Consider the following 13277-nt stretch of genomic DNA (forward strand, 5'->3'; position numbering starts at 1 on the left):
GTGATCGACGCGCGAAGCGCGGAGAGCGGCGGAGCCGCAGACTTTGGGCTTCGTGGCCCGGAGCGAAGCGGAGGGACACGAAGCCCCGAGCGAGGCGCCGCCTTTTTTCTCGGAGGAGCTTGCGGAGGAGAGAAAAAAGGTGGTGCCTCGCGAGCCGGCGACGAAGTCGCCCAACAAACAGCAACGCCCCCGCCGCGACTCCGCCCGCCCGTCCGGCCCGGCTCACGACCCACCGCGGCCCGTCCCACCCCACTCACGACCTACCCTGGCCCGCCCTCCTCTCACGTCACGCCCCCGCCCCTCACCCCTTCTCGCACACGAAGATCGCCGTCCCCGGCAACAACCGCCCCCGCAGCGGGCTCCAGCCGCCCCATACCGACTCCAGCCCCTCCGGCCACTCCGGCTCCACGATGTCCGTCAGCCGGAACCCCGCGCCGACCACCTCGCGCACCCGGTCACCGAGCGTGCGGTGCTGCTCGACGTAGGTCGCCCGCCCGGTGTGGTCCTGCTCGACGTAGGGCGTCGTGTCGAAGTACGACGTCACCGCCGTCAGCCCCTCGGGCCCCGGCTCGTCCGGGAACGCCCAACGCACCGGGTGGGTGATCGAGAAGACCCACCGCCCGCCCGGCCGCAGCACCCGGAACACCTCGCGCATGATCCCCGCGCCGTCGGGGCTGAACGGCAGCGCGCCGTACGCGGAGAACGCCAGGTCGAAGCTCTCGTTCGCGAACGGCAGGCGCGCCGCGTCGGCCTGCACCACCGGCACCCGGGTGCCGTGCTCGAGGTCGAGCCGGCGCGAGTGCTGGAGCTGGCGCAGCGACAGGTCCAGCGCGATCGGGAAGGCGCCGCGCGCGAGCAGTCGGCGCGAACACTGCGCGGCGCCCGCGCCCACCTCCAGCACGGTGCGTCCCTCGACCGGCCCCAGCAGCCCGGCCCGGTCCTCGTCCAGCCCCTCCGGGCACCACGTGAAGCGCGCGTCGCCGAGGAAGTCGCCGTGTTCGACCTGGTACTCGTCCGCGTTGGCGTCCCACCACCGCCGGCCCGCGCGCACGCTCTCCACCAGGCCGACCTTGCGCCGCACCGCGTCGTCGTCGGCGTCGTCGAGTTCGTCGGGGTCGACGAATCGGGCCGCGATCGCGTGCGGGTCGGGGGAGAGGGGGCGGTTCACGGTGCTCCAGTTGCACTACGGGCGGGCACGGACGCGCGTAGGGTACTCCCTCCGGGACGTCCCGGTTGACCCCATGCATCCCGTGCGCGTTGACCGCACCCGGTCGGCCCCGTATGCTGCAAGTTGCGCCGCGGGCCTGCGTGAACTCAGACGGAGCAGGTCGCGCTCACCTTTGTCGATCCCACGCCATCCTCTTGCATGGTCGCGGGCGTCGGGGGCGAAACCGGGTCCACAAGCGTGTTTGAAAACGACTTCTGTCCGTACCCGGAGCCCTTACCCACATGACGAGCAGCACCGAGGCCACGCCCAGCACCACCCCGCAGGTGGCGGTCAACGACATCGGCTCCGAGGAAGACTTCCTCGCAGCGATCGATGAGACGATCAAGTACTTCAACGACGGCGACATCGTGGATGGCGTGATCGTCAAGGTCGACCGGGACGAGGTCCTGCTCGACATCGGTTACAAGACCGAAGGCGTCATCCCGTCCCGCGAGCTTTCCATCAAGCACGACGTGGACCCCCACGAGGTCGTCACTGTCGGTGACCACATCGAGGCCCTGGTTCTCCAGAAGGAGGACAAGGAAGGCCGCCTGATCCTCTCGAAGAAGCGGGCTCAGTACGAGCGCGCTTGGGGCACCATCGAGAAGATCAAGGAAGAAGACGGCATCGTCACCGGTACCGTCATCGAGGTCGTCAAGGGTGGTCTCATCCTGGACATCGGCCTCCGCGGCTTCCTCCCGGCCTCGCTGGTCGAGATGCGTCGTGTGCGTGACCTCCAGCCGTACGTGGGCAAGGAGCTCGAAGCCAAGATCATCGAGCTGGACAAGAACCGCAACAACGTGGTCCTGTCCCGCCGTGCCTGGCTCGAGCAGACCCAGTCCGAGGTGCGTCAGACCTTCCTCACGACCCTGCAGAAGGGTCAGGTCCGCACGGGCGTCGTGTCCTCGATCGTCAACTTCGGCGCGTTCGTGGACCTCGGCGGCGTCGACGGTCTCGTGCACGTCTCGGAGCTGTCCTGGAAGCACATCGACCACCCGTCCGAGGTTGTCGAGGTCGGCCAGGAAGTCACCGTCGAGGTGCTCGACGTGGACATGGACCGCGAGCGCGTCTCCCTGTCGCTGAAGGCGACCCAGGAAGACCCGTGGCAGCAGTTCGCCCGGACGCACCAGATCGGCCAGGTCGTTCCCGGCAAGGTCACCAAGCTCGTTCCGTTCGGTGCGTTCGTCCGTGTGGACGAGGGGATCGAGGGCCTGGTCCACATCTCCGAGCTGGCCGAGCGCCACGTGGAGATCCCGGAGCAGGTCGTCCAGGTCGGCGACGAGATCTTCGTCAAGGTCATCGACATCGACCTCGAGCGTCGCCGCATCAGCCTCTCGCTGAAGCAGGCCAACGAGGCGTTCGGCGCGGACCCGGCCACGGCCGAGTTCGACCCGACCCTCTACGGCATGGCCGCGACCTACGACGACGCGGGCAACTACATCTACCCGGACGGCTTCGACCCGGAGACCAACGACTGGCTCGAGGGCTTCGACAAGCAGCGCGAGGAGTGGGAGAAGCAGTACGCCGACGCCCAGGCGCGCTTCGAGTCGCACCAGCAGCAGGTCGTCAAGGCCCGCGAGGCCGAGGCCGAGGCCGTGGCCGGCGAAGCCGCGGGCGCGTACTCCTCGGGCGGTGACGACGAGGTCGAGGCCGACACCACCGGCGGCGCCCTGGCGTCCGACGAGGCCCTCGCCGCGCTTCGCGAGAAGCTGGCGGGCGGCCAGAGCTGACCTCGGTCCGCTCGTGCCGGACGCGGTGTTCGAACCCTAGGGTTTCGAGCCGAAGTGTTCGACTGATCCGCCGGTAGCGATACCGCCGGACGCGAAGGCCCCATCTCCCCTCGGGGAGGTGGGGCCTTTCGGCTTTTGCGGTGGGAGCACCGGAACGGGACTAGGGTCGGGGACGGTCACACGGCAGCCGGGGGAGGGTGCGGGGGTGTACGTCTCGTCCGGACGTCCGGAGGCGGCGACCGAGGCGGCGACCGGGCGGGCCGGGCCCGCGGCCGGCGCGGTGGTCACCGGCAATGTGATCGCGCTCGGCATGGTCAGCCTGGTCACCGACGTCTCCTCGGAGATGGTCACCGCGGTGATGCCGGTCTACCTGGTCACCGGGCTGGGCCTGACGATGCTTCAGTTCGGCTTCCTGGACGGCCTGTACTCCGGCGTCACGGTCTTCCTGCGGCTGGTCGGCGGCCATCTCGCCGACCGCTTCGCCGCGCGCAAGCACGTGGCCGCGGTCGGCTACGGGATGTCGGCGGTGGCCAAGCTCGGTCTGCCGCTGGCCGGCGCCTCGGTGCCGGGCATCGGCGCGGTGCTGGCCGCCGATCGCGCGGGCAAGGGGCTGCGCACCGCGCCCCGGGACGCGCTCATCTCGCTCTCCAGCAGTCCGCGGGCGCAGGGCCGCGCGTTCGGCGTGCATCGCGCGCTGGACACCGCCGGGGCGTTCACCGGGCCGCTGGTGGCGTTCACCATCCTGGCCGCGGTGGGCACGGCCTACGACGCGGTGTTCGTGGTGAGCTTCTGCGTGGGACTGGTCGGCGTCGCGATGCTGGTGCTGTTCGTCCGCGACCATCGCGATCGCCTCGAGCACAAGCCCGGTTGGCGGGACGGGATACGGCTGTTGCGGGATCGGCCCTATCGGCGGCTGTGCGTGGTCGCGGCGGTGCTGGGCCTGGTCACGGTCAGCGACGCGTTCGTCTACCTGCTGCTCCAGCACCGGCTGGAGATCGAGCCGCACTGGTTCCCGCTGCTCCCGCTGGGCACCGCCGGGGTCTATCTGGTGCTCGCGCTGCCGCTGGGTCGGCTCGCCGACCGGGTGGGCCGGCGGCGGGTGTTCCTGGCCGGGCACGGCGTGCTGTTGGCGGCCTATCTGCTGCTCGGCGGCCCGCTCGGCGGAGTCGGGCTGCTGATCGCGGTGCTGGCCCTGCACGGGGTCTTCTACGCGGCGACCGACGGCGTGCTCTCGGCGGCGGTGGGCGCGCGGTTGCCCGCGGCGGGGCGCGCGGGCGGGCTGGCCGTGGTGCAGACCGGGCAGGCGACGGGCCGCTTCGCCTCGTCGATGATCTTCGGCGCGCTGTGGACGGCCTGGGGGCCGGCCGCCGCGATCCGCGTCCTCGCGCTCGCGCTCGCGGTGGCGCTGGTCGGCTCGGCCCTGGCCCTCGCGGGTGGTCGGGTGCGCCGGGCCGGGCGCGCGCGACAGGCGCGGGAGGTGTCCGATGTCCGTTGACGCACCGGTGAAACCGGCCGTCACCAAGGCGCGCGTGCTGATCTTCGGGCTGATCGTGGTCCTGCTCGCGGGGATCGCGATCGTCTACACGCGCTACGCGGTCCGGCGCGAGGACGACAAGCTGCACGGCGGCTCCGGTACCGCGCCGGGCGGGCCGCCGTTGACCCTGGCCGGCGCGCCGAGGCTGCTGTTCCGCAGCACCGAGTCGGGTCCGGGATACGGGCACCTGGCCACCGTCGCGGCGGCCGATCCCGGCGGGCCGCGCACGGTGGGCGAGCGCTCGTGCGACCGGGTCTACGCGGCTGGCGGCACCGCGGTGTGCCTGGCCACGGAGGGCGGGATCACCAGGACCAACGTGGCGCTGGTGCTGGACGCGAACCTGCGCCAGGTACGCCGGGTCGAGCTCGCGGGCACGCCCAACCGGGCGCGGGTGTCGGCGTCGGGCCGGATGGCCTCGTGGACGGTGTTCGTCTACGGCGATTCGTACGCGTCGATGACCTTCTCCACCCGCACCTCGATCCTGGACACTCACACGGGTGAACTCGCCGCCAACCTGGAGGACTTCACCACCACCCGGGACGGCAAGGAACTCAAGTCGCCGGACCGCAACTTCTGGGGTGTCACCTTCACCGCCGACGACAACACGTTCTACGCCACGCTGTCCACGAACACCTCCGGCCGCACCTACCTGGTCCGCGGCGACCTGCGGGCGCGGACCATGACGGTGCTGCGGGAGAACGTGGAGTGCCCGTCGTTGTCGCCGGACGGCACCCGCCTGGTGTTCAAGAAGAAGGTCTCGCAGAGCACCCGCAACCCGTGGCGGCTGCACGTGCTCGACCTGGCGACGATGCGCGAGACGCCGCTCGCGGAGACCCGCAGCGTGGACGACCAGGCCGTGTGGCTGGACGAGCGCACGATCGGCTACGGACTGCCGACCGGGTCGGCGGCGGCCGGCGACGTGTGGTCGGTGCCCGCCGACGGGAGCGGCGCGCCGGCGCGGATCGTGGTGGGCGCCTTCTCGCCGGCGCCGCTGAGTTGACCGTCCGGGGGACGGTTCCGCGTATCGCTCCGGCGTCGCGCAGGCTGCGGGTCTGCCACAGTTCCGTCACGAAAGGCCGACCTCGTGGTGCGCCCGCCGCATGTTTGGCAGCGTCGGTGCGGGAGCGAGGAAGCGCGGGCCCGGCCGACGGGTGCCGCAATGGGCCGGCGAAGCGCCGGCGCCGGGTTCGCGTACCCTGACTCATTGGTGCCATGCGCCGGGCTCGTACGGATGTGGCCCGTGGGGCGGTCGGGAAGATCGCCGAAGCACGTAGGCCCCCGGACCTCGGGGCAGGGCGCCCATTCGACTTGCGGTAGGAATGAGGGTATCGATGGCCTTTGGTGGAGCGTTCGCCACCGGGCAGGTAGTCAAGACGGTGGGCGCGTCCGACGTCGCCCTGTACCGCGGCGTGCGCGGGCGCACCGGGCACCCTGTGGTCCAGCGCACGAGCAAGGCGCTGTCCTTCGCCGGCGAGCACGCCGGTGTCTGGCTCGCCGCCGGTCTGGTCGGCGCCGCCGTGGACCGGGGTCGTCGGCACGAGTGGCTGCGCGCCACCGCCACGGTCGCCGGCGCGCACGTGGCCAGCATGGTGGTCAAGCGCGTGGTGCGCCGACCGCGGCCGGCCATACCGGGCCTGGAGCCGACGGTGCGTACCGCCGGCCGGCACAGCTTCCCGTCCTCGCACTCGGTGTCCTCCGCCGCCGCCGCCGTGGCGTTCCACGGCCTGCTGCCCACCGCCGTCACGGGTACGGCCGCCGCTGCGACGTGTTTCTCGCGGCTCGTCGTGGGCGTTCACTATCCGTCCGACGTGGCCGCGGGCGCGACCATGGGGCTCGCGGCCGGCGGCTTGGGCCGCGCCTGGGCTCGTCGCGCAGAGCGTCCGAAGGGGTTCTGAGGTCTTGAGTACATCCGAAGTCGAATCGCCGATCGAGTCGAGTGAGGCCCTGGTTCCGGCCGCGGTCGAAGCCGCCCCCGCCCAGGCGCCCGGGCGCCCACCGCGCGGGGGACTCGCGGGCGGCCTGCTGAAGTTGGCCCGGCCCAAACAGTGGGTCAAGAACGTACTCGTGTTCGCCGCGCCACTGGCGGCCGGGCGGCTGGACGAGGGCTACGTCCTGGGGCACAGCGCGATCATGTTCGCGCTGTTCTGCCTGGCCGCCTCGGCGATCTACTACATCAACGACGCGTTCGACGTCGAGGCCGACCGCGAGCACCCGACCAAGCGCAACCGCCCGATCGCCTCCGGCGTGGTGCCGGTCAAGCTCGCGTGGGTGCTGGGACCGATCCTGGGCATCGCCGCGGTCGTGCTCGGGGTGCTGCTGTGCAACCCCGGGACCGCGCTGGTGCTGGGCCTGTACGTGGTGCTCAACGTCGCGTACTGCTTCTCCTTCAAGCACGTCGTGGTGCTCGACCTGGCCATGGTCGCCTCCGGCTTCCTGTTCCGGGCGATGGCCGGCGGTACCGCCTCCGAACTGCCGCTGTCGCGCTGGTTCCTGCTGACCGCGGGCTTCGGCTCGTTGTTCATGGTGGCCGGCAAGCGCTACTCGGAGATGGTCCTGATGGGCGAGGAGGCGGCCAAGACGCGCGCCTCGCTGGCCAATTACTCGATCACCTACCTGCGCTTCGTGTGGCAGATGGCGGTGTCGGTGACGCTGCTCACGTACTCCCTGTGGGCATTTCAGATTCCCGAGGGCGATTCCACGCTCGCCTGGCACCAGTTGTCGCTGATTCCGTTCGGCTTCGCGTTCCTGCGCTACGCGGTGTACGTGGACGCCGGAACCGCCGGGTCCCCCGAGGACGTTCTTCTCAAGGACAAGGTCCTCGTCGGCCTTGGCTTCGCCTGGCTTCTCACCTTTGTTCTGGGAGTTTTCCATGTCTGACGGCCCGTCGGCCGACGTACGACCAACCGCTCGGCGGGTCGGCCTGCACGGTTGGGGACGCACTGCCCCCACCTTCGCCGACGTCGTGCGCCCCACCACCCGCGATCAGGTGGTGACCGCGTTGGGGCGGCGCACCTCGCGCGGCGTGATCGCCCGCGGCCTCGGCCGCTCGTACGGCGACCCCGCGCAGAACGGCGGCGGCACCGTCCTGGACATGACCGGGCTGGACCGGATCCTCGCGGTGGACCTCGAACGCGGCCTGGTCACCTGCGAGGCCGGGGTGAGCCTGGACCGGCTGATCGAACTGTTCGTGCCGTTCGGGTTCTTCGTGCCCGTGACCCCGGGCACCCGGCAGGTCACCGTGGGCGGCGCGATCGGCGCGGACGTGCACGGCAAGAACCACCACGCGGACGGCAGCTTCTGCAACCACGTGTTGTCGATCGACATGCTCATGGCCGACGGCACGCAGCGCACCGTCACCCCGCAGGGCGACCCGGAGCTGTTCTGGGCCACCGCCGGCGGAATGGGCCTGACCGGGCTGATCCTGTCCGCGACCATCCGGATGACGCCCATCGAGACCTCGCTCGCGTCGGTGGACACCGACCGGACGAAGAACCTCGACGAGGCCATGGCGCTGATGGCCGAGACGGACGAGAAGTACACGTACACCGTCGCGTGGCTGGACTGCCTGGCCAAGGGCCCCAACCTCGGCCGCTGCGTGCTCACGTGCGGCGAGTTCGCCGCGCTCGACGACCTGCCCGCGAAGAAGCGCCGGGACCCGCTGCGGTTCAGGACCGGCTCGTTGCTGACCGTGCCGGACGTGGTGCCGGGCCGGCTGCCGAACAAGCTCACCATGGGTCTGTTCAACGAGCTGTGGTACCGCAAGGCGCCCAAGCACAAGGTCGGCCAGCTCCAGTCGATCACCGCGTTCTTCCACCCGCTCGACCTGGTCCAGGAGTGGAACCGGGTGTACGGGCGGACCGGCTTCCTCCAGTACCAGTTCGTGGTGCCGTTCGGGCGCGAGGACGCGCTGGTCAAGGCGGTCGAGACGATCAGCGCGCACGGCGCGCCCTCCTCGCTCACCGTGCTCAAGCGCTTCGGCCCCGGCAACGAGGGCTTCCTGTCCTTCCCCAAGCCGGGTTGGACGCTCACGCTCGACTTCCCGACCAACACCCCGGGGCTGGCGCGGCTGCTCAAGCAGCTCGACGAGATCGTGCTGAGCAACGAGGGCCGGTTCTACCTCGCCAAGGACTCGCGGATGGACCCGGCCGACCTGGCCCGGATGTACCCGCGCCTGGAGCGGTTCCGCGAGGTGCGCGCCAAGGTCGACCCGGACGGGATCTTCGTCTCCGACCAGGCCCGCCGGCTCGGGCTCTGATCCACCCCTCTTCCGTCTACTTGTGAACCACGCTCTTGTGAAGGACGCACCGTGAAAGACGCCCTGGGCGCACCGCAGTCCCTGCTCGTTCTCGGCGGTACCTCCGAGATCGCGCTGACCACGGCCCGCGCGATGGTCGCCGAGCGGGTCCGGCGGGTCGTGCTCGCCGGCCGCCCCTCCGCCGCGCTGGACGCCGCCGCCGAGGAACTGCGCGGCCTCGGTGCCTCGGTCGAGGTGGTCGGGTTCGACGCGGCCGAGACCGACGACCACGAGAAGACCATCGACGAGGTGTTCGCGGCGGGCGACATCGACGTCGTCCTGCTCGCCTTCGGGGTGCTGGGCGACCAGGAGGCCGACGAGAAGTCCCCGGCCGCCGCCGCGCGCGTCGCGCAGGTCAACTACGTGGGCGGCGTCTCGGCCGGGCTGGCGGCGGCGAACGCGCTGTCCCGGCAGGGCCACGGCGCGCTCGCGGTGATCTCCTCGGTGGCCGGCGAGCGGGCCCGCAAGTCCAACTTCATCTACGGCTCGACCAAGGCCGGCCTGGACGCGTTCGCCCAGGGCCTGGGCGACAAGCTGCACGGCACCGGCGTGCACGTGATGGTCGTGCGGCCGGGCTTCGTCAAGACCAGGATGACCGAGGGCCTGCCGGACGCGCCGCTGGCGACCACCCCGGAGGTCGTCGCCGAGGCCATCGTCAAGGGCCTGCGCCGCAAGTCCTCGGTGGTGTGGGTCCCGGGCCAGTTCCGCTTCGTGATGTCCGCCCTGCGGCACGTCCCCCGCCCGATCTTCCGCAAGCTGAACATCTGACCCGCGGTCCGTCCGTCGTCGAGAGAGCCCGTTCCGGTGCATCCGGGACGGGCTCTTGTGTGTTCGGGAGCCGGGCCCTTCTACCCTGGGGTCGCCTGGCCTACCGTGGCCCGGTTCTGGTCCACCCGAAGACGTACGAGGGGCGCGGCATGGGCAGCAGGGGCAACGTCGGGCTCACCGGTGGGATCGGGGCGGGCAAGAGCGAGGTGGCGCGGCGGCTCGCCGAACTGGGCGCGGTGGTGATCGACTCGGACCGGATCGCGCGTGAGGTGGTGGCGCCGGGGACACCGGGGCTGGCGGCGGTGGTGGCGGAGTTCGGCCCGGGGGTGCTGCTGCCGGACGGCTCGCTGGACCGACCGGGCCTGGGCCGGATCGTCTTCGGGTCGCCGGAGCGGTTGGCCGCGCTGAACGCGATCGTGCACCCGCTGGTCGGCGGCCGGGCGGCGGAGCTCACGGCTGCGGCCGGCGAGGACGCGGTGCTGGTCAACGATGTGCCGCTGCTCGCGGAGAACGACCTGGCGAAGCTGTACGACCTGGTCGTGGTCGTGGACGCCGCGCCCGAGACCCAGCTCGACCGGCTGGTCCGGCTGCGGGGCATGCCGGAGGCGGACGCTCGGGCCCGGATGGCCGCGCAGGCGTCTCGGGCGCAGCGGTTGGCCGTGGCCGATGTGGTGATCGACAACGACGGTCCGCTGTCGGCGCTGGAGCCGCAGGTGCTGGCGCTGTGGGAGCGGTTGACGGGCGACTGAGGCCCGGTCGATCGACGAGCCCGCGCGGAGAGCGGCCGGAGCCGCCGGAACGTTACGACCTCGGGCCGACAAACCGCGTCCACGCCGTTTGTCGGCCCGAGGTCGTAACGTAGGTTCAGTGCGACCCATCACCGATCTCGAACGCAAAGTGGCGCCCTTCGAGGTCGTCAGTCCCTACCAGCCGTCCGGCGATCAGCCGCAGGCGATCGATCTGCTCGAACAGCGGATCGACGCGGGCGACAAGAACGTGGTGTTGCTCGGCGCGACCGGCACCGGCAAGTCGGCGACGACCGCGTGGATGATCGAACGGCTCCAGCGGCCGACGCTCGTCATGGCGCCCAACAAGACCCTCGCGGCGCAGCTCGCCAACGAATTCCGTGAGCTGCTGCCGAACAACGCCGTCGAGTACTTCGTCTCGTACTACGACTACTACCAGCCCGAGGCGTACGTCCCCACCACGGACACCTACATCGAGAAGGACTCCTCGATCAACGAGGAGGTCGAGCGGCTGCGGCACTCGACCACCAACTCGCTGCTGACCCGTCGTGACGTGGTCGTGGTCGCCTCCGTGTCCTGCATCTACGGCCTCGGCACCCCGCAGGAGTACGTCGACCGGATGGTCCGCCTGCGCGTCGGCGAGGAGATCGAGCGCGACGCGCTGCTGCGCCGCTTCGTCGGCAACCAGTACACCCGCAACGACGTCGCGTTCACGCGCGGCACCTTCCGGGTGCGCGGCGACACGATCGAGATCTTCCCGGTCTACGAAGAGCTGGCCGTGCGGATCGAGATGTTCGGCGACGAGATCGAGTCGCTGATGACGCTGCACCCGCTCACCGGCGAGGTGGTCAGCGAGGACGACGAGCTCTACGTGTTCCCCGCCACGCACTACGTGGCCGGCCCCGAGCGGATGGAGCGCGCGGTCGCCGGGATCGAGCGGGAGCTGGAGGAGACGCTCGCCCGGATGGACAAGCAGGGCAAGGTGCTGGAGGCCCAGCGCCTGCGCATGCGCACCACGTACGACATCGAGATGCTCCGCCAGATCGGCACCTGTTCCGGCATCGAGAACTACTCGCGGCACATGGACGGCCGCGAGGCGGGCACCGCGCCGAACACGCTCCTGGACTACTTCCCCGAGGACTTCCTGCTGGTGCTGGACGAGTCGCACGTGACCGTGCCGCAGATCGGCGCGATGTACGAGGGCGACGCGTCGCGCAAGCGCACCCTGGTCGAGCACGGCTTCCGGCTGCCGTCCGCGATGGACAACCGCCCGCTCAAGTGGGAGGAGTTCCTGGAGCGGGTCGGCCAGACGGTGTACCTGTCCGCGACGCCCGGCAAGTACGAGCTGGCCAAGGCGGACGCGGTGGTCGAGCAGATCATCCGCCCGACCGGCCTGATCGACCCCGAGGTCGTGGTCAAGCCCACCGAGGGCCAGATCGACGACCTGCTGCACGAGATCCGCACCCGGGCCGACAAGGACGAGCGGGTGCTGGTGACCACGCTCACCAAGAAGATGTCCGAGGACCTCACGGACTACTTCCTGGAGCAGGGTGTGCGGGTGCGCTACCTGCACAGCGACATCGACACGCTGCGCCGGGTCGAGCTGCTGCGCGAGCTGCGGCTGGGCGAGTACGACGTGCTGGTCGGCATCAACCTGCTCCGCGAGGGCCTGGACCTGCCCGAGGTCTCGCTCGTGTCCATCCTGGACGCGGACAAGGAGGGCTTCCTGCGCTCGGGGACCTCGCTGATCCAGACCATCGGCCGCGCGGCGCGCAACGTCTCCGGCCAGGTGCACATGTACGCGGACAAGATCACGCCGTCGATGGCCAAGGCGATCGACGAGACCAACCGGCGGCGCGAGAAGCAGATCGCGTACAACACCGAGCGCGGCATCGACCCGCAGCCGCTGCGCAAGAAGATCGTGGACATTCTGGACTCGATCTCGCGCGAGGACGCGGACACCGCCGATCTGCTGGCCGGCAACAAGGGCCGGACCAAGGCGCCGGTGCCGTCGCTGGGCAGGAAGACGGGTTCGGACAACCTGCCCGCGGCCGATCTCACGGACATGATCCGGGTGATGACCGAGCAGATGCACGCCGCCGCGTCGGAACTGCAATTCGAACTGGCCGCGCGGTTGCGCGACGAGGTCGGGGAGCTGAAGAAGGAGCTGCGCGGGATGAAGGCGGCGGGCATCGCGTAGCAGGATGTCCGGGACGGATTGCCGGATATGAGGGAACGGCCTGTGAAGCCTGTACGTCTTGACCGGTAGGTTCGTGATCGGGAACGCGACCGAGGGGGCTCGCCGGGACACCGGCGACCTCCGAGGACTACTCTGCGGCCAGTGTGGGCCCGCCCCGTCGGGGCGGGGCCCGCGAGCCGCGTGACCAAATTCTGTGAGGGGAGACGTCGCCAGTGGCCGTCAACATGTCCAAGGGCCAGAGGATTTCACTCGACAAGCCGGGTGGTGGCGAGCTGACCATGGTCCGGATGGGCCTGGGATGGGACGCCATCAAGCGCCGCGGCCTGTTCGGCAGCCGGGAGAAGGAGGTCGACCTGGACGCGTCGTGCGTCCTGTTCGCCGAGAACCAGCCGGTCGACGTCTGCTACTTCGGCCAGCTCACCAGCAAGGACGGGTCCGTTCGCCACACCGGCGACAACCTGACCGGGCACGGTGACGGCGACGACGAGTCGATCCTGGTGGATCTGTCCCGCGTGCCGGTGCACGTGGACCAGATCATCTTCACGGTCAGCTCGTTCCAGGGGCAGACCTTCCAGGAGATCGAGAACGCGTTCTGCCGGATCGTGGACGAGACCACGAACACCGAGCTGGCGCGCTACACGCTCTCGGGCGGTGGCAACTACACCGGCCAGATCATGGCCAAGCTGTACCGGCACGGCACCGGCTGGAAGATGGCCGCGATCGGCGAGCCCGCGCACGGGCAGACGCTGCGCGACCTGCTCCCGGCTCTGATGGCGCACCTGTAGGACGTACAACCAA

Annotated in this window: 11 protein-coding genes; 10 read left to right on the forward strand and 1 reads right to left on the reverse strand. The window is 70.4% G+C overall.

Features of this window, described 5'->3' with window-relative positions; translation table 11 throughout:
* Positions 1–301: 301 nt before the first annotated feature.
* Positions 302–1168 (reverse strand): class I SAM-dependent methyltransferase, encoded by an 867-nt coding sequence (locus ACWCPW_RS31810; RefSeq protein WP_449765017.1) that lies wholly within the window; start codon positions 1166–1168, stop codon positions 302–304.
* 281 nt (positions 1169–1449) lie between these two features.
* Here ACWCPW_RS31810 and rpsA point away from each other — a divergent pair, with 281 nt between their 5' ends.
* The 10 genes from rpsA to ACWCPW_RS31860 all read left to right on the forward strand — a co-directional run bounded on the left by rpsA (position 1450) and on the right by ACWCPW_RS31860 (position 13264).
* A complete protein-coding gene (rpsA, locus tag ACWCPW_RS31815; RefSeq protein WP_078977653.1) occupies positions 1450–2937 on the forward strand; it encodes a 30S ribosomal protein S1 in 1488 nt (495 codons plus the stop codon).
* A 205-nt stretch (positions 2938–3142) separates the two neighbouring features.
* Positions 3143–4432 (forward strand): MFS transporter, encoded by a 1290-nt coding sequence (locus tag ACWCPW_RS31820; RefSeq protein WP_449765018.1) that lies wholly within the window; start codon positions 3143–3145, stop codon positions 4430–4432.
* Entirely contained in the window at positions 4422–5471 is a 1050-nt protein-coding gene (locus tag ACWCPW_RS31825) for a hypothetical protein (RefSeq protein ID WP_449765019.1), read from the forward strand. The genes ACWCPW_RS31820 and ACWCPW_RS31825 overlap by 11 nt, the downstream gene beginning before the upstream one ends.
* A 331-nt stretch (positions 5472–5802) precedes the next feature.
* Positions 5803–6366, forward strand: coding sequence for a phosphatase PAP2 family protein (locus ACWCPW_RS31830; RefSeq protein WP_449765020.1), 564 nt, complete (start codon positions 5803–5805; stop codon positions 6364–6366).
* 4 nt (positions 6367–6370) lie between these two features.
* Entirely contained in the window at positions 6371–7348 is a 978-nt protein-coding gene (locus tag ACWCPW_RS31835; RefSeq protein ID WP_449765021.1) for a decaprenyl-phosphate phosphoribosyltransferase, read from the forward strand.
* Positions 7341–8726 carry an FAD-binding protein gene (locus ACWCPW_RS31840; protein ID WP_449765022.1) on the forward strand — a complete coding sequence of 462 codons (1386 nt, stop codon included), beginning with the start codon at positions 7341–7343 and terminating at the stop codon, positions 8724–8726. The genes ACWCPW_RS31835 and ACWCPW_RS31840 overlap by 8 nt, the downstream gene beginning before the upstream one ends.
* A gap of 51 nt (positions 8727–8777) precedes the next feature.
* Positions 8778–9533 carry a decaprenylphospho-beta-D-erythro-pentofuranosid-2-ulose 2-reductase gene (locus tag ACWCPW_RS31845; RefSeq protein ID WP_402231693.1) on the forward strand — a complete coding sequence of 252 codons (756 nt, stop codon included), beginning with the start codon at positions 8778–8780 and terminating at the stop codon, positions 9531–9533.
* Between the two features lie 149 nt (positions 9534–9682).
* Positions 9683–10282 carry a dephospho-CoA kinase gene (gene coaE, locus ACWCPW_RS31850; RefSeq protein ID WP_449765023.1) on the forward strand — a complete coding sequence of 200 codons (600 nt, stop codon included), beginning with the start codon at positions 9683–9685 and terminating at the stop codon, positions 10280–10282.
* A gap of 118 nt (positions 10283–10400) precedes the next feature.
* The gene (gene uvrB, locus ACWCPW_RS31855) at positions 10401–12479 is read left to right on the forward strand and encodes an excinuclease ABC subunit UvrB (RefSeq protein ID WP_449765024.1); all 2079 of its coding nucleotides are present in this window, start codon (positions 10401–10403) and stop codon (positions 12477–12479) included.
* 212 nt (positions 12480–12691) lie between these two features.
* The gene (locus ACWCPW_RS31860; RefSeq protein ID WP_020553592.1) at positions 12692–13264 is read left to right on the forward strand and encodes a TerD family protein; all 573 of its coding nucleotides are present in this window, start codon (positions 12692–12694) and stop codon (positions 13262–13264) included.
* Positions 13265–13277 lie beyond the last annotated feature (13 nt).

The organism is Embleya sp. NPDC001921, assembly GCF_053594475.1.